This is a genomic window from Ruminococcus bovis (assembly GCF_005601135.1).
GTDB lineage: Bacteria > Bacillota > Clostridia > Oscillospirales > Acutalibacteraceae > Ruminococcoides > Ruminococcoides bovis.
Genome location: NZ_CP039381.1, coordinates 294,757 through 311,577, shown reverse-complemented (window position 1 = coordinate 311,577; position 16,821 = coordinate 294,757). Strand labels below are relative to the sequence as shown.

At 33.4% G+C, this 16,821-nt stretch carries 15 protein-coding genes and 1 pseudogene; 9 read left to right on the top strand and 7 right to left on the bottom strand.

Annotated features, from left to right (window positions below):
* Positions 1-9 precede the first annotated feature (9 nt).
* The 5 genes from E5Z56_RS01500 to E5Z56_RS01480 all read left to right on the top strand — a co-directional run bounded on the left by E5Z56_RS01500 (position 10) and on the right by E5Z56_RS01480 (position 7,386).
* Positions 10-2,751: an ABC transporter ATP-binding protein/permease gene (locus E5Z56_RS01500; protein ID WP_138156215.1), complete on the top strand. Its 2,742-nt coding sequence runs from the start codon at positions 10-12 to the stop codon at positions 2,749-2,751.
* A gap of 116 nt (positions 2,752-2,867) precedes the next feature.
* Positions 2,868-4,061 (top strand): alkaline phosphatase, encoded by a 1,194-nt coding sequence (locus E5Z56_RS01495; RefSeq protein WP_138156214.1) that lies wholly within the window; start codon positions 2,868-2,870, stop codon positions 4,059-4,061.
* Positions 4,062-4,081: 20 nt separating this feature from the next.
* On the top strand, positions 4,082-4,258 hold the full coding sequence (locus E5Z56_RS01490; protein ID WP_022505776.1) for a DUF4250 domain-containing protein: 177 nt from the start codon (positions 4,082-4,084) through the stop codon (positions 4,256-4,258).
* A gap of 934 nt (positions 4,259-5,192) precedes the next feature.
* Positions 5,193-5,699 carry a WapI family immunity protein gene (locus tag E5Z56_RS01485; RefSeq protein WP_138156213.1) on the top strand — a complete coding sequence of 169 codons (507 nt, stop codon included), beginning with the start codon at positions 5,193-5,195 and terminating at the stop codon, positions 5,697-5,699.
* A 352-nt stretch (positions 5,700-6,051) separates the two neighbouring features.
* Positions 6,052-7,386 carry a sodium-dependent transporter gene (locus E5Z56_RS01480; protein WP_138156212.1) on the top strand — a complete coding sequence of 445 codons (1,335 nt, stop codon included), beginning with the start codon at positions 6,052-6,054 and terminating at the stop codon, positions 7,384-7,386.
* A 38-nt stretch (positions 7,387-7,424) separates the two neighbouring features.
* On the opposite strand, the gene E5Z56_RS01475 is transcribed toward E5Z56_RS01480, so the two are convergent.
* Positions 7,425-8,249 carry a prolipoprotein diacylglyceryl transferase gene (locus E5Z56_RS01475; RefSeq protein ID WP_175405333.1) on the bottom strand — a complete coding sequence of 275 codons (825 nt, stop codon included), beginning with the start codon at positions 8,247-8,249 and terminating at the stop codon, positions 7,425-7,427.
* 54 nt (positions 8,250-8,303) lie between these two features.
* Positions 8,304-8,579: a DUF4190 domain-containing protein gene (locus tag E5Z56_RS01470; protein ID WP_138156210.1), complete on the bottom strand. Its 276-nt coding sequence runs from the start codon at positions 8,577-8,579 to the stop codon at positions 8,304-8,306.
* 256 nt (positions 8,580-8,835) lie between these two features.
* Here E5Z56_RS01470 and E5Z56_RS12285 point away from each other — a divergent pair.
* Together E5Z56_RS12285 and rbr are read left to right on the top strand one after the other, a co-directional pair.
* Positions 8,836-9,255 (top strand): annotated as a pseudogene (locus tag E5Z56_RS12285) (flavin reductase family protein); the annotation flags it as partial.
* 90 nt (positions 9,256-9,345) lie between these two features.
* Positions 9,346-10,014 carry a rubrerythrin gene (gene rbr, locus E5Z56_RS12280; RefSeq protein ID WP_442223200.1) on the top strand — a complete coding sequence of 223 codons (669 nt, stop codon included), beginning with the start codon at positions 9,346-9,348 and terminating at the stop codon, positions 10,012-10,014.
* Positions 10,015-10,137: 123 nt separating this feature from the next.
* On the opposite strand, the gene E5Z56_RS01460 is transcribed toward rbr, so the two are convergent.
* From E5Z56_RS01460 to gap, 3 genes are all read right to left on the bottom strand, one after another.
* Entirely contained in the window at positions 10,138-10,515 is a 378-nt protein-coding gene (locus E5Z56_RS01460; RefSeq protein ID WP_138156208.1) for a VOC family protein, read from the bottom strand.
* Between the two features lie 16 nt (positions 10,516-10,531).
* Positions 10,532-11,104: a DUF6434 domain-containing protein gene (locus E5Z56_RS01455; protein WP_408638807.1), complete on the bottom strand. Its 573-nt coding sequence runs from the start codon at positions 11,102-11,104 to the stop codon at positions 10,532-10,534.
* Between the two features lie 112 nt (positions 11,105-11,216).
* The gene (gap, locus tag E5Z56_RS01450; RefSeq protein WP_138156206.1) at positions 11,217-12,230 is read right to left on the bottom strand and encodes a type I glyceraldehyde-3-phosphate dehydrogenase; all 1,014 of its coding nucleotides are present in this window, start codon (positions 12,228-12,230) and stop codon (positions 11,217-11,219) included.
* Positions 12,231-12,761: 531 nt separating this feature from the next.
* On the opposite strand from gap, the gene rny reads away from it, so the two are divergent.
* Complete coding sequence (gene rny / locus E5Z56_RS01445) at positions 12,762-14,315, top strand: ribonuclease Y (RefSeq protein ID WP_138156205.1); 1,554 nt, start codon at positions 12,762-12,764, stop codon at positions 14,313-14,315.
* A 244-nt stretch (positions 14,316-14,559) separates the two neighbouring features.
* On the opposite strand, the gene E5Z56_RS01440 is transcribed toward rny, so the two are convergent.
* Both E5Z56_RS01440 and E5Z56_RS11985 read right to left on the bottom strand, forming a co-directional pair.
* Positions 14,560-15,435, bottom strand: coding sequence for a radical SAM protein (locus E5Z56_RS01440; RefSeq protein ID WP_232842463.1), 876 nt, complete (start codon positions 15,433-15,435; stop codon positions 14,560-14,562).
* 130 nt (positions 15,436-15,565) lie between these two features.
* A complete protein-coding gene (locus tag E5Z56_RS11985) occupies positions 15,566-15,694 on the bottom strand; it encodes a hypothetical protein (protein ID WP_269801950.1) in 129 nt (42 codons plus the stop codon).
* A gap of 176 nt (positions 15,695-15,870) precedes the next feature.
* Between E5Z56_RS11985 and E5Z56_RS01435 the strand changes: the two genes are divergently transcribed.
* Positions 15,871-16,806 carry a YARHG domain-containing protein gene (locus tag E5Z56_RS01435; RefSeq protein ID WP_138156204.1) on the top strand — a complete coding sequence of 312 codons (936 nt, stop codon included), beginning with the start codon at positions 15,871-15,873 and terminating at the stop codon, positions 16,804-16,806.
* Positions 16,807-16,821 lie beyond the last annotated feature (15 nt).

The following is a 16,821-nucleotide window of genomic DNA, read 5'->3' as shown; positions in this document are numbered from 1 at the left end:
GAGGTATATATGCTTCAAATAGAAAATATAAGCAAAAAGTATGTGACAGGTGACTTAGTGCAACAAGCACTAAAGAATGTTAGCCTAACACTTCGTGACAATGAGTTTGTTGCTATTCTTGGACCTAGTGGTTCAGGCAAAACTACATTGCTAAATGTAATAGGTGGACTTGATAGGTACGATAGTGGTGACTTGATTATCAACGGTATTTCTACTCAAAAGTATAAGGATAGGGATTGGGACTCTTATCGTAACCACACAATCGGTTTTGTTTTCCAGAGTTATAACCTTATTCCTCATCAAACTGTACTTTCTAATGTAGAACTTGCCCTAACTATTTCAGGTATATCAAAGTCAGAAAGAAGAAAGAGAGCAAAGAAAGCACTTGAAGAAGTAGGACTTGGCGATCAAATTCATAAGAAGCCTAATCAAATGTCAGGTGGTCAAATGCAGAGAGTTGCTATTGCAAGAGCTTTGGTTAATAACCCTGATATTTTATTAGCTGATGAACCTACCGGTGCTTTGGATACAGAAACCAGTATTCAGGTTATGGAACTGCTAAAGCAAGTTGCAAAGGACAGACTTGTTGTAATGGTTACTCATAACCCTGAACTTGCAGAAGAATATGCCAACAGAATTGTAAGACTAAAGGATGGTGAAATCACAGATGACACTAACCCTTATGTTGTAGAAAAGTCAAAGGTAGAAAAGCCACAACATAAAAATATGGGTAAGTCCTCAATGTCAATTTTTACTTCACTTGCACTTAGCTTTAACAATCTAAAGACAAAGAAAGGCAGAACTTTACTGACTTCCTTTGCAGGTTCTATAGGTATTATCGGTATTGCACTTATCCTTGCTTTATCAAATGGTGTAAATAACTATATTGCTGATGTACAGAAAGATACTATGACTTCATACCCTATAACTATCAATGCCCAAGATATGGACTTAACCAGTGTTATGAATGACGGTCAAAGTGCAGCAGTAGAAAAAGAAAATGTTGACCATAAGAAAGATAAGGTTTATTCCAACACCACAGACCTTGAAATGACTTCAAGTATGACAAGTAGTGTTAGTGAAAACAACCTAACAAAATTCAAGGAATACATTGATGATAAAGACAGTGAAATTAATAAGTACATTGGTGAAAATGGTGTTGTATATTCCTATGATACTTCTTTTGGTGTGTATTCTTATGACCCTAACAAAAAGTTAGTTAATTCTGACGGTAGTTCATTTAAGACAGAAAAAGACAATTCAAACAGTACTTTCAGCCAAATGACTAGTATGAGTAGCCAAATGACAAGTATGATGGGTGGTAGCAAAAACGGTTTTTCTGAACTAATGCCGGGAAAAGGTGACAACCTAGTAAGTGGTGCAGTTAAAGAAAATTATGATTTGCTTTACGGTCACTATCCTGAAAAGTACAACGAAGTTGTTTTAGTATTAGATACCAACAATGAAATTCGTTCAACTGATTTGTATAAGCTGGGACTTCTACCGGCTAATGAATATGAAAAGTATATGGATGAAATCAATAAAGGTAAAAAGGTAAATCCCGATACTTCAAAATGGTCCTATGAAGATGCTTGTAAACATAGCTTCTACTTAATTTCTGCTTGTGATTACTATGAAAAAACAAGTAATGGCACATATAAGAATATTTCTGATGATGACCAGAAAATGAACAAAATTCTAAAGAATAATGCTATAAAGCTAAAAATTTCAGGTGTTATCAGACTTAAGGACTCAGATAATAGAATTATCAGTCAGCCTGTAGGCTATACTCAGGCACTAACAAAATATATCATTGACTATACAAATAAAAGTGATGTTGTAAAGGCTCAGAAAAAGTCTAAGGATATAAATATTCTTAGCAATATGAGATTTGCACCTGACGGTAAAAAAGAAAAAATTGCTGATGCTAAAAAGTATCTTAATGGTTTAGGTGTTAGTGAAAAGGCAAAACTTTGCAAGAATATTATGAATTCGGTTTACGGTAATGATAAGCAGATGCAAAGTCAACTTGCTAACCTAACAGAAGAACAACTAGCCTCATCTTTAGACCAATTTGTAAATAATAATCCTGATGACAAGGTAATGCTGAATATTTATGATACCTATATTTCACCTGGTAGCTATGATGATAATATGAAAGAATTTGGTGTTGTTGACTTAGCTACACCATCCTCAATTAATATTTATGTAGATAGCTTTGAAGATAAAGACGGTATCCGTACAGCAGTAGATAACTATAATAACGGTGCTAGGGAAAAGGATAAAATCAGCTATACTGATTATGTAGCACTTCTTATGTCCTCAGTAACAACAATTATTAATGTTATCTCCTACATTCTAATTGCTTTTGTTGCAGTTTCTCTAATTGTTTCTTCAATTATGATTGGTATTATCACCTACATTTCTGTACTTGAAAGAACTAAGGAAATCGGTATTCTAAGAGCAATCGGTGCATCAAAACGAAATATCAGTCAGGTGTTTAATGCAGAAACATTTATTATAGGCTTGTGTTCCGGTATTATAGGTATAGGCTTAAGTGAACTTATCTTGATACCGTCAAATGCAATTATTCATTCATTAATGGGTACAACTGATGTTAACGCTACAATTCCGATAGTAGCCGGTATTGTGCTGGTTGTAATCAGTGTTCTTCTTACTTTAATAGGTGGCTTAATTCCGGCTAAAAAGGCAGCAAAGAAAGACCCTGTAATTGCATTACGAAGTGAATAAAATTTAAATTTTGTGAAAAAGAAACTGTTTTTCAGTTCCTTTTTTGTTTGTTATAGTATTGTAAAATATTTAATTATCAGTTAAAATAATATTATAATTTGAAATGAGGGCATTTTATGAAAAAATTATTAGGTATTATTCTTGCCACAATTATGGTAGTATCAGTTACTGCTTGTGGTAATGACAGTATTTCAAGTAGTGGAAATTCTGCTAAAGAAACTACAACAGTAGCAGAAACAACTGTATCAACCGATAAGTTAGCTTGGGCAGATTATAAGGTGTATAACCTTGACCAAACTTCTAAAGTAAACAATATTATCCTTATGATTGGTGACGGTATGGGTGAAAACATTATCAAAGCTACTGAAATTGTTAAGGGTGATAAACTTGTAATGAGTGGTATGAAGAACAAAACCCATGTAACAACTTATAGCCAATCTGTAAAAGAAGGTAAAGAAAAATTCACAGACAGTGCAGCCTCAGCAACTGCTCTTAGTACAGGTACTAAAACATATAACGGATGCATCGGTGTTGATAAGGACGGTAATGACCTAGAAACAATTTGTGAGTATGCACAGAAATGTGGTATGAAAACAGGTTTAGTTGACCGTCATTATATTTGTCACGCAACACCTGCCGGTATGGTAGCACATAATAGTTTCCGTGGTGCATACAAAGCTATCTTAGGTGAAATGGTGCAATCGGATGTTAATGTTATGCTTGGTGGTGGCTCACAGTACTACACTCCTTCAGTACAGAAAAAGGCAGAAAGCAGTGGTTATAAGTACATAACTAAAGAAAGTGAACTTATGAACCTTACTAAAAAAGATGATAAGGTACTTGGACTTTTTGCTTATGATAATATGAAAAATCCTGAACTTTCACCATCATTAGTAACCCAAACATCAAAGGCTCTTGACCTGCTTGAAAACGACAATGGTTTCTTCTTAATGGTAGAGGGTAGCAATATTGATGTTAGTGAAGCTGAACTTAATATGGATGATACAATTAAGCAAGTTGAAGCATTTGACCAAAGTGTTGACTATGTTCTTGCTTGGGCAGAAAAACACCCGGGTACACTTGTACTTGTTACTGCCGATCATGAAACAGGTGGTGTAAAGATTCCAAAGAATGCAACAGCAAAAGACATTAATAATGATTGCTTTACATCCGGTGGTGACCACACAAATACAAATGTACTTCTAATGGCTGACGGTGCATCTTCAAAGGAAATTTGCAAAAATAAGCTAATTGACAACACAGATATTGCAAAGTATATGCGTAAAGTGTTATCATATAAATTGAAATGAGATTGAAAGAAGAGAAAGAAATGGCTTTACCAAACGACCCTATGATTTTGTTATCATATGTAAATACTCAGTTAAGAGATAATTATAGTTCTTTATCAGAATTATGTAAATCTTTGTGTGTGGATAAGGATGAAATCACTTCTAAACTTTCCACAATAGATTATGAGTATGATGAAAACTTAAATAAGTTTGTGTGATTTTAAATTTGCCTAGATAAAAGGAGTACATTTGTTGTACTCCTTTTGTTTATGGTGTTAATTCATATCTCAATAAATTAGGGTTTGTGGGGCTATTTGATAGTTTCAACTAATATGGAATTGTAAATGAATTTATAATTCCAATCACTCCTTCCGTCTTTGCATACGCAAAGCCACCTCCCTCAGCGAGGGAGGCAAAATAGTTTGTACAAATCTAAAATAAGTACGCAATTTTTAAATAGTACAGACTTTATAAATTAGTATAAATTATGGTAAAGACAAAGGCTCCCTCGCTGAGGGAGCTGTCATTCGTGAATTGCAAAGCAATTCACCTTTTAAAGAATGACTGAAGGAGTGGTTGATATTTTAAACTTGTTTAAAATATCATCATAGAAGAAACTTTCCTTTATTTCTAGCTATAAAATACAATGAACATTATGAGATACAGTTGTAGGGTCCACCATTGGTGGACCGAGCAAATCAGCCTTTATATTGATATTTTGTCCTATGTAGATATTTGAAATTTGCACAGACAAAAGCCCTCCTTGTGTAAAGGAGGGTGTCAGCGTTAAGCTGACGGGAGGATTGTCACGGTAGATTGTGTTCTCTATATAAAATGTGTACGATGAGATAAAAATTATCTATAAATAACGGAACGAACAATGTTCGTTCCCTACATCATATATCGAATAAAAATGATGTATCAAATAAGTTTGTACCATAACAATCCCTCAGTCGCTCCTTAAGAGTAAATTGTCATTCTTCCAATTTACGAGCGACAGCTCCCTTTACACAAGGGAGCCTTATTTGCTAAAAATTAACACTTTGTACTCATCCACACAAACCCTAATTTGTTGAAGTCATTTACAGATAAAACTATTGACTATTATGATTCTTAATTTTATAATGAAACAAAAAGTAAGAGGTGATTACATTGTGGCTTAAGTTAAATTTAGAGGGTATGAAAATTAATATCCAAATTAGAAATTATGAAAAGTCTGATAAAGATAAATGGGATATGCAATATTGTAAAGTTGATTTTTCTTTTATTTTTAGAAATATAATCAATTATAAAAATTCAAGCGAGATTCTTTTTTCTTGTGAAATAGAAGAATTAAAAGATAAACTTGATGATTTGCTTAATGATAGAATTACCAAAGAATTTGAATTAGAATTTATTGAACCTGATTTTATGTTTCTTTTTAGTCCTGAAACTTCAATAAACAAAGAAGATAAAACAAATTATATTATTTTAGAACCTTATTTAGAATGGAAAGTTAAGTTATGGAATGATGGTCTTACCTCTAATTACTTTTCTACTACATTAGATGTTGATAATATTAAAGTACTTAGGTGTTATCTAAGTCTAATTATGGGTACTGTCACCACAGATGATAAAGAAGTAATAAAATATATGAATAAGGGAATTATAATAGAATAATCTATAACAAAAGTAGGCTACTTCACTATATGTGAAATAACCTACTTTTTTATTTAGTAATTAAATTGTATTAGAAACTATATTTTAAAACTTTCCCCAATAACCGAACTTTTTATTTTTAACTGCAAGGAAAGTTATTGTTACTGCTCCTATACGTTATAGTATGATTTCATACTATTGTCAACAATATTATACAAAAAAGTGAAATGAAAATTTACAAAGTATTTTTAATTTATTGTTTACAAATTCTGCAACTCTTGTTATACTATTCAATATGTTTAAAATCTACAAAGGAGTATATAGATGGGTATAAAATTTAATATATGTTTATGGAACAAAGGAGGTTGCTACAATGAAACGAGAGCGACTTGGTAGCAGATTAGGTTTCATTATGTTGTCAGCCGGTTGTGCAATCGGTTGTGGCAATGTGTGGAAATTTCCTTGGATGTGTGGACAAAACGGTGGGGGTAGCTTTATGCTTGTGTATATCCTTTGCCTTATTGTTCTTGGAATTCCTTGTTTGATTATGGAATTTTCTGTTGGTAGAGCCTCCCAGACCAGCCCTATTAATATGTACAAAAAGTTGGAAAAGCCTAAGCAAAAGTGGGGTGGCTTTGGTTGGGCTTGTCTTGTAGGCAATATTTCAATTATGGCTTTCTATACTGTAGTATGTGGTTGGCTTATAAATTATTTTGTAAAGTTTGTTTCAGGTAATAACCAAAACATTGGCTTTGATAAAATGACTGCTGACCCATCAGTTAATGTACTATTCTTGCTTATTACTGTTGTGATGGCATTCTTTATACTTTCTTTTAACCTACAAGGTGGACTTGAAAGAGTTACAAAGTATATGATGATTGCTTTACTTGTGCTGATGGTGGTACTTGCAGTAAATAGCTTAATGCTTGGTGGTGCAGGTGAGGGTATGTCATTTTACTTAAAACCTGATTTTTCTAAGATTAACGGTTCTGTTGTAGTTGGTGCAATGAATCAAGCATTTTTCACTTTATCAACAGGTATGGGTGGTATGGCTATCTTTGGTAGTTATATTGACAAGAACCGTTCTCTTATGGGTGAAGCAGTAAGTGTTATTTCTCTTGACACATTTGTAGCTATCCTTGCCGGTGTTATTATTTTCCCAGCTTGTTTTACATATAGCCTAGAAGTAAATGCAGGTCCTAGTTTACTATTTGACACAATGGCAACTGTATTTAACAATATGGAAGGTGGCAGAATCTGGGGTTCTCTGTTCTTCTTGTTTATGGTTTTTGCCGGTATGTCAACTGTACTTGGTGTATGTGAAAATATCTTAGCTATGGTTCGTGATTTAACCGGTTGGTCAAGACCTAAGGGTTCTTTGATTTGCGGTATTGTTATCTTTGTGTTAGCACTAACAACTGCACTTGGCTTTAGTGTACTTAATTTTCAGCCTTTTGCTGAGGGTACAACTTGGCTTGATTTTTGGGACTTTATTGTTTCTAATAATATATTGCCACTTGGTTCTCTTGTACTTGCACTGTTCTGTTGTAATAAGTTCGGTTGGGGATGGGATAACTTTATTGGTGAAGCTAATTCCGGTAAAGGTCTTAAAGTTAAACATTGGATGAAACCGATATTTCAGTATGTAGTTCCTATTGCTATTGTCTTTATCTATATTTACGGTATGGTTAATTTTAAATGGACATAATTTAATTTGACTATAGAAAAACACACTTATGATTGTTTTCATAAGTGTGTTTTTCTATGTGTATTATTTTTTTTGCCTTGATAAATTAAGTATATAATTGAACAAACAAAGATAAATATACTTATTATTTGTGAAGTGGATAATCCTAACAAAAATCCTCTGTAAGTATCACCTCGTAGAAATTCATCAAAAAATCTTATTACCGAGTAACTTAAAAGATATGTAGCAAAAAGTTTGCCTTTTAGTAATTCTTTCTTTAGTAAATATGCAAGTATGAAAAATAAAATAAGATTTAGTAGTGATTCCAAAAGTTGTACCGGAAACCTTTGTACATCATTAACAGAAGGTAACAGTTGATTGTTGTGTACCGTAAAGCCAAAGCTACTTTCTATACCATAACAACAACCACCAAGGAAACATCCTATTCTTCCAAAGAAATGGAATAGTGGAATACCGGGAGCTATTATATCGGAATAATCAGATAAGTTATAGTGCTTTTTCTTGCAATAAATAAAGCCAACTATCATACCACCTATAAGCCCACCGTAAAATACTGAACCACCACATATTAATTTTGCACATTCGATAAAGTCCCAAAACGAATGAACATAGGTGTTCCAATTGGAAAATAGTTTAATTATAAGGTCAAACCTTGTAATTGCATACAGTATATGACCACCGAAGAAAACACCTATTGAAGATAAAAGTAAAATAATTATAAAATTATTTTCATCATATCCTTTTTGTTTTGCTTTTTTGCAAATATAAATACCACAAACAAATATGCCTATAAGGGACATTAATGCGTAAGTAGGAATAGTTTTTCCTAATAAATCAAAAGTAGGGAACATAATTTTCTCCAAAAATATAACCTCCTGTACCATAGTACAAGAGGTTAAAATTTCTATAAATTATAATTAGCTAAGCATACCTGCTGTTGCTAATGTACCTGCTGCACAGATAACACATACAAGTAGAATACCTGAAAGTACTACACCGATGATACCTGTTACTAAACCGGCTGTTGCAAAGTTTTTGTTTTCATCGTTTAGCTTACGAACCTTAACACCTAGAACGATACCTACAATACCTGCTGCAAGACCTGCAATAGCACCATAACTAAACCAAGCTAAAACAATTGAAACAATACCGCAAACTAAAGAAACAATAGCTTTACTCTTTGAATTCTGCATAATAAAATCCTCCCCAAATATAAATTAATCAATATTTTTTAATGATTGACTTTATTCTACTATATTTTTATATTTCTGTCAACTAAATTATTGAGTATACTACTATTTAATATATATTATTTTATATATAAATATATTATTGAATGCTTATAAAAATAAAAATAAAAATAATTCCTATTTTCTGTTGCATTTTATTCTAAAAGGAGTATAATAAATGTATATTAATTGTTGAATTATTTTATAAGGAGGTAATTTTATGGATAAAAAGGCTATGTACAAATTAAGTTATGGCTTGTTTGTACTAACGGCTAAAGATGAAGAGAAAGACAATGGTTGCATTATAAATACTGCAATTCAAGCATCTTCAATGCCTAATCAGCTAAGCATTTGCGTAAATAAAGCCAATCTTACCCATGATATGATTGTAAAAACCGGTAAATTCACAGTTTCTGTAATTAGTCAGGATGCCGGTTTTGATTTATTTAAGCACTTTGGTTTTCAGTCAGGCAAAGATGTTGATAAGTTTAAAAACTTTGAAAAATGCAAGCGCGGTGAAAATTCGATTTATTATATAACAGAGGGTACTAATGCATACATTTCTGTTAATGTAAGTAAAACTGAGGATTTAGGTTCACACACAATGTTCATAGGTGAAATTACAGATATGGAAGTTTTAAGTGAAACGCCATCTGTAACCTATGATTATTATTTAAAGAATATTAAGCCACAACCTGAAAATGTAGGTACAACGACTGATGGTAAGACGATTTGGCGTTGTACAATTTGTGGTTATGAATATGTTGGGGAAGAGTTACCAGAGGACTTTATTTGTCCACTGTGTAAACATCCGGCATCTGATTTTGAAAAGATAATTATTAAGGAGGAAAAAACTATGGCAACAAATAAGTATTCAGGTACACAAACAGAAAAGAATTTACAAGAGGCTTTTGCCGGTGAATCTCAGGCAAGAAATAAATACACTTACTTTGCATCAGTAGCAAAGAAAGAGGGATATGAGCAAATGTCAGCATTGTTCCTAAAGACTGCCGATAATGAAAAGGAACATGCAAAATTGTGGTTCAAGGAACTTGCAGGTCTTGGTGACACAAAGTCTAACCTTGCTGATGCAGCTGATGGTGAAAACTATGAATGGACAGATATGTATGATGGCTTTGCAAAAACTGCTGAGGAAGAGGGATTCCCTGAATTAGCAGCAAAGTTTAGAGCAGTTGGTGAAATTGAAAAGCATCATGAAGAAAGATACAGAGCATTGCTAAAGAATATCGAAACTGCTCAGGTTTTTGAAAAGTCAGAAGTTAAGGTTTGGGAATGTCGCAACTGTGGTCATATTGTTGTTGGCACAAAAGCACCGGAAGTTTGCCCTGTATGTAACCACCCACAATCTTTCTTTGAAATCCATCAGGAAAATTATTAATTATAGTTCTGTATTAGAATTATATAAGATGTATCCTAGGAGTAACCTTTCGGTTACTCCTATTTTTGTATAACATAAAAAGGAGTACAATGTACTCCTTTGAATAAATATTCTATTAAAGAATTAAAGTTCTTTACTTTCAGGGATGATTTCAAGCCAATAACCGTCAGGGTCATTGATGAAATAAATACCCATATCAGGGTTTTCAAAGCAGATGCAACCCATTTCTTCATGAAGTGAATGAGCCTTGTTAAAGTCCTGAACTTTAAATGCTAGGTGGAATTCACCTTCACCAAGGTCATACTTTTCAGGGTGGTCATCAAGACAAGTCAGTTCAAGCACAAAGTCAGTTGTATCATTGCCAACATAAACGATAGTAAAACCGTCACCGTCAATTCTGCTTTTTTCTTTTAAGCCTAAAGCCTTTTCATAAAAATCAAGAGAAGTATCTAGGTCAGCTACATTAAAATTCTGATGAACAATTCTAAAATTTAAATCCATAATTATACCTCCAAAATTATTTTAAAGCTACAAGGTCAGATTTTTCATACTTGTTGTGACCTTGTAGTTGTTTTTTATATTTCCAACACTTAATTGCATCATCAAGGTTTTTTTCTTTATTGTTAGCAAAGAAATCTCTAATGTATGTGTTGTATTCAAATTGTCTGTCAATTTTCTTTACTTTGCTATTCTTCTTTTCTTCAAGGATTTTATAGTAGACATCAATAGCATCTCTGTATGTTTTTCCTGCATTTGATTTAAGCCATTTTTGAAAGGCTACATTAAATGAAAAACTACTTCCTATTTGTTCCTTGAAAAATGCTCTGTGAGTTTCTGAACAGACAAAATTATTTTCAATTTCAGTATCTTTAGTTATAACAGTAATATTACTTGCTTTTCTTTTAGTTTTAGTAGGTGGTAGTACTTTTCCTGTGTCAAGAAAGTATGCAATTCTTTCGGTTAATTCAATTTTACCACCGGATGTTGGCAGATTATTTTCTCTACAAAAATTTACTAATTCCTCTTTTAGGTAATAAAATTCCTTAAAAGTTTTGCTATCTAGCTGTGTGTTTAATATAGGTCTTTCCATAATTTCTCCAATAAATCAAATTTCTTGAGAAGAGTATAACACAAAAATGAAAAATTGTAAAACAAAAACCCCACCGAAAAATCGGTGGGGAAGTAATACACTAAATATTAAATTATAGTTCAGCGAAATACTTAATTGTTCTTACCATCTGTGATGTGTAAGAGTTTTCGTTATCATACCAAGAAACAGTCTGAACCTGAGTTGTGTCTGTATCTTCCATGTATGTGCACATTGTCTGTGTTGAATCGAATAGTGAACCGTATGTCATACCAACGATATCAGAAGAAACGATTGGATCTGTGTTGTAGCCATATGATTCAGAAGCAGCAGCCTTCATAGCAGCGTTAACTTCGTCAACTGTAACCTTACCCTTAACAACTGATGTTAGGATTGTTGTTGAACCTGTTGGTACAGGAACTCTCTGTGCAGAACCGATTAGCTTACCGTTTAGTTCAGGGATAACTAGGCCGATAGCCTTAGCAGCACCTGTTGAGTTAGGAACGATATTTACAGCACCAGCTCTAGCTCTTCTTAGGTCACCCTTTCTGTGAGGACCGTCAAGGATCATCTGATCACCTGTGTAAGCGTGAATTGTGCTCATGATACCGCTCTGGATTGGAGCTAGGTCGTTAAGAGCCTTAGCCATAGGAGCTAGACAGTTTGTTGTACAAGAAGCAGCAGAAATAATCTTGTCTTCCTTTGTTAGTACATTTTCGTTTACTGAGTAAACAACTGTTGGTAGATCGTTACCTGCTGGAGCAGAGATAACAACCTTCTTAGCACCGGCATCAATGTGAGCCTGTGCCTTAGCCTTTGATGTATAGAAACCTGTGCATTCTAGAACAACGTCAACACCGATTTCACCCCAAGGTAGTTCAGCAGCGTTTGGCTTAGCATAGATTGTGATTTCCTTACCGTCAACAACGATTGAAGATTCCTTTGCTTCAACCTTGTCAGCAAGAGCATACTTACCCTGTGCAGAATCATACTTTAGTAGGTGTGCAAGCATAGCTGGATCTGTTAGATCGTTGATTGCTACTACTTCATAACCTTCAGCACCAAACATCTGTCTGAATGCTAGACGACCGATACGGCCGAAACCATTAATTGCAACTTTAATTGCCATTTTTTATTCCTCCTAAATTTTAAGGTACTTATATTTTATTACAAGTTCGTAAATTTTTCAATACTTTGTGAGAAATTTAACACGACTTTTATGAAAATTTTATGATATGGAATATTTTTACCAAAAATAAAGTCGTATTTCTGTACAGTTTTTCACATATAAGACAAATTATAATTCCAATAAAGAAATATCTTAAATTTTTTATCTTGACAAACCTCCCTCTATCTATTAATATATTAGTAAGCGTGATTTTATTTTTACGCAATTTAAGTGATTTATTCGCTTAATTCCTTTTAATTGACTCTTATTGAGCCGTTATATATAGATAATCATTTAGTATTATATTTATTTTTTGCTTTTTTATGCACAACATTCTGGTAATACTACCCTTGTGGGTTTTATGATTAATTTATTGGGCAATTGCCTTTTTTATATTTCGTAAAAATTGAATATCTGTCTAACGGCACCCGGTCGATTGTTTTGATGAATTTGAATTTATTAAAAAAACAAAACAAGGAGGTGTCATTTCCTATGCCAATGTGGTTAGCTATTGTGCTGATTGTTGTTGCTATTGTTGCAGGTCTTGCTGTTGGTGTTTATCTTGGTATCCAGCGTAGAAAGCAAGTTGCAGAAAAGGCTATTGGTTCTGCCGAAACAGAAGCAAACCGTATTGTTTCTGAAGCAATTAAGTCAGCTGAGGCTAAGAAGAAGGAATTTTTACTTGAAGGTAAAGATGAACTTCATCGTCTAAGAAATGAGAACGAAAAGGAAATTTCTGATCGCAGAAAAGAAGTTCAGCGTCAGGAACGAAGAATTCAGCAAAAAGAGGAAACTCTTGACAGAAAGATGGACAACCTTGAGAAGAAGGAAAACAACTACCAGAGAAAGCAAAAGGAAGTTGAACAAAAGCTTCAAGAAGTTGAACAGGTTAAGAAAAGTCAGTTTGAAATGCTTGAGAGAATTTCAGGTTATACTGCTGACCAGGCTAAGGATTACTTACTACAACAGCTTGATACAGAACTTGACCATGAAAAATCTGTAAAAATCCTTGAATATGAGGAAAAGCTAAAGGAAGAATCCGACAAGAGAGCAAGAAATATTATCAGTCTTGCTATTCAGCGTTTAGCTGCTGATCAAGTATCGGAAGCTACTGTTTCTGTTGTATCTCTTCCAAATGATGATATGAAAGGTCGTATCATCGGTAGAGAAGGTAGAAACATTCGTACTATTGAAACACTTACAGGTGTTGATCTTATTATTGACGATACTCCTGAAGCAATTACACTTTCTTCTTTCGAACCTGTTAGAAGAGAAATTGCAAGAGTTGCTTTGGAAAAACTTATTTCAGATGGTAGAATCCATCCTGCAAGAATTGAAGAAACTGTTGAAAAGGCAAGAAGAGAAGTTGAAGCTACTATTAAGGCCGAAGGTGAGAGAACAGTTGTTGAACTTGGTGTTAACAACCTTCACCCTGAGCTTGTTAAACTTCTTGGTAGATTAAAGTACAGAACCTCTTATGGTCAGAATGTACTGAGACACTCAATTGAAGTTGCTTATATTTCAGGTATGATTGCTTCAGAACTAGGTCTTAACCCAACAGTTGCTAAGAGAGCCGGTTTACTTCACGATATTGGTAAAGCACTTGACCATGAAATGGAAGGTTCTCACATTCAGCTTGGTGTTGAAGTTGCCAGAAAATATAAAGAAAGTGACGCAGTTATCCATGCTATTCATGCTCACCATGGTGATGTAGAAGCAAAGACAGTTGTAGCTTGTATTGTTCAGGCTGCTGATGCTATTTCTGCTGCAAGACCCGGAGCTAGAAGAGAAAACATTGAAAATTACATTAAGAGACTACAACAGCTTGAAGAAGTTGGTAAGAGCTTCCCTGGTGTTGACAGTTGCTTTGCTATTCAAGCCGGTAGAGAAATCCGTGTTATGGTTAAGCCTGAACAGATTAATGATGACAAGATGGCTCCACTAGCCAGAGAAATCAGTAAGAAGATTGAACAGGAGCTTGAATATCCTGGTCAAATCAAAGTTAATATTATTCGTGAATCAAGAGTTTCTGATTACGCAAAATAATTAATTTATGCAAATTATAGCCTCCCTTTTGGGAGGCTTTTTTGTGTTTGAATTATTTATATAATTCTATATTAGAATAATAAATAAGAACAAAATTTTTAAAGTGTAAAAAAATAAAGGAACTACTTAAAGCTCCTTTATCCCAAGTAATATATAATTTTATTTCTCAAATTAAAAACTCTATATTATTGTATCTACCTTTCCTTTACTGCGAATGTTCCGATTAACTGTAATATGAAAAAATTTATAATACATCCGAATCCCATTCCGGTATGTACTTTTCACTTGCTGATGAAAGTTCCTGACAGTAACCGTTAAGACCACTACTTTCAAAAGCTGACAAAACCTTTTCATATTCTCTTTTTGTAATTTTACGGTTTAACTTTTTATTATTTTTTGCATCTCCATATGGAATGTACTGTCCCATTAGTGAAAATAATATTTTATCTCCATATTTTTCTGCAAGATAATTTATTACTTCAATGGAATTTTTCGTATGACTTGGCAATACTAAATTACGAACCATTGTACCTTTCTCCATAATACCATCTTGGTTTATGACAGGTTTACCGGTTTGTCTTACCATTTCTTCAATAGCTTTTGATGTAATATCAAAGTAGTTCCTTACATTACTATATTTTAAACCTAAGTCGTTGTTGCTATATTTAAGGTCTGGTAGATAAATATCAATATAGCCTTCAAGTTTCTTAAGTGTTTCAATAGAGTCAAAACCACTCGTATTATAGACAACCGGTACTGTTGGGCTTATTATATCAAGCAACTGTATAATCCCATTTGTATAGTGGCTTGGTGTAATAAAACTTAAACTTTCAGCACCTTTGTCTAGCAGTAAGGTAACTTCCTTAGCCAGTTCATCAATGGTAACTTTTCTTCCTAAATTGTTATGAGAAATTTCACGATTTTGACAGTATATGCAGTCAAGAGTACATCCGGTGAAAAACACTGCTACAGTACCTTTCTTACCACTGATAACGGGTTCTTCCCAGTAGTGGTGGGCTACACGGCTAACATAAAGAGATTTTGGCATTTTGCAGTAGCCTTTGCCTACACTATCATTTCTTTCTGCGTTACATTTTCTCGGACATAAATTGCAAATCATATTGTATCACCAAGTAGATTATAACACGATTTTAGAAATCAGTAAAATCTAAAAGGTAATTTTCTAAAATATCATATATATGGACCTCTTCCGGCAGGTGAGTGTTGAAAGCATTGATGATATATTCAATCTAATCCCATTCAGTTGTTATATCTTCAATTGCAAGGTTGCTATCAAAACAATTGCACCGAATACCGTATGACTCAAAATCTCCTTCCTCATTAGATTGTTTTTTAGAAATAAGTGTAAAATTATTCATTTTTCTCCCCTTTGAATAAAGAACCATTCACAGGTAAACCTATTATAACACAACAATTGTCAAGTGTCAATATGAGTAAACGGTTTACAATTGATAAAGTTTAAGTTTAAATAATTTCAAAAGAATTTTACATAATAGAATTATTATGCTATAATCCTAATGAAAGAGGGTATTGTATGAAAAAGTTTATTCCATTTTTAATTTTAACTTTAACAGTTGTACTTACTTTTTGTGGTTGTCAAAATCCATTAAATTATTTTTCAGAAGAACCAACATCCACAACTACACCTACAACTGAGGAAACAACATTTCAGGGTAATTCAGAGGTGGTTACACTTGCAAAGTCATCAACGGAACCATCTTCTTCAAAAGAATATAATTATCATTCAGATTTATTAGGTGCAACATTTGTTTTGCCACAGACTTGGGAAAATAAATATGCCGTTACAGAAGAGTCAAATAATTATGGTGGTTCATCAGTTACTTTTTATGAAAAGGACAACCATAGTCTTGACCAAAGCTTAGGTGAAATTTTTACCTACAATTTATTCCCAACAGATGAATACAAGACCGGTGCTAATTTTACCGAATATGGCACAGTAACAATAGGGGATACTACTTATTACTTAGTGTGTACAACACCGACAGAAAAGAAATATAGCACTAAAAATAAGAATATGAAAAAGGCATATGATGCACTTAATAAAGAAAGTGATATTCAGCTAATTTGTAATAGTGTTGTGTTTGATGGTGGTTATCCAATTGATAAGAATGGCGCATCAACAACAATGGCATCAAGTTCAACAGATACCACAGACCCATCAGCAACTTCTGTCACTAAAGCAAATAGAAGTAGTGATAATGTGGGTTTAGTGTTCCCTGATATTTCAAGCAGAAAGTTAACTTCAGCAGATCTAAAGGGTAAATCAGCTGATGATATTCAAACTGCTATTAATGATATTTGTGCCTTACATGGTTACAACTTTACTACCGACTCAATTAAGAAACATTACCAGCAGTTTAGTTGGTATAAACCATCCGGTAATTATTCAGAATCTACCTTTAATGATATTGAGAAGTATAATTATTCATTCCTACAAAAGGCTAGATAATAATTAAAGGAAATA

Excerpts from the sequence above, each read along its gene's own strand:
- E5Z56_RS01500 (WP_138156215.1), top strand. The coding sequence starts at position 10 with ATGCTTCAAATAGAAAATATAAGCAAAAAGTATGTGACAGGTGACTTA.
- E5Z56_RS01495 (WP_138156214.1), top strand. The coding sequence starts at position 2,868 with ATGAAAAAATTATTAGGTATTATTCTTGCCACAATTATGGTAGTATCA.
- E5Z56_RS01490 (WP_022505776.1), top strand. The coding sequence starts at position 4,082 with ATGGCTTTACCAAACGACCCTATGATTTTGTTATCATATGTAAATACT.
- E5Z56_RS01480 (WP_138156212.1), top strand. The coding sequence starts at position 6,052 with ATGAAACGAGAGCGACTTGGTAGCAGATTAGGTTTCATTATGTTGTCA.
- E5Z56_RS01470 (WP_138156210.1), bottom strand. The coding sequence starts at position 8,579 with ATGCAGAATTCAAAGAGTAAAGCTATTGTTTCTTTAGTTTGCGGTATT.
- E5Z56_RS01460 (WP_138156208.1), bottom strand. The coding sequence starts at position 10,515 with ATGGATTTAAATTTTAGAATTGTTCATCAGAATTTTAATGTAGCTGAC.
- E5Z56_RS01455 (WP_408638807.1), bottom strand. The coding sequence starts at position 11,104 with ATGGAAAGACCTATATTAAACACACAGCTAGATAGCAAAACTTTTAAG.
- gap (WP_138156206.1), bottom strand. The coding sequence starts at position 12,230 with ATGGCAATTAAAGTTGCAATTAATGGTTTCGGCCGTATCGGTCGTCTA.
- rny (WP_138156205.1), top strand. The coding sequence starts at position 12,762 with ATGCCAATGTGGTTAGCTATTGTGCTGATTGTTGTTGCTATTGTTGCA.
- E5Z56_RS01440 (WP_232842463.1), bottom strand. The coding sequence starts at position 15,435 with ATGATTTGCAATTTATGTCCGAGAAAATGTAACGCAGAAAGAAATGAT.
- E5Z56_RS11985 (WP_269801950.1), bottom strand. The coding sequence starts at position 15,694 with ATGAATAATTTTACACTTATTTCTAAAAAACAATCTAATGAGGAAGGA.
- E5Z56_RS01435 (WP_138156204.1), top strand. The coding sequence starts at position 15,871 with ATGAAAAAGTTTATTCCATTTTTAATTTTAACTTTAACAGTTGTACTT.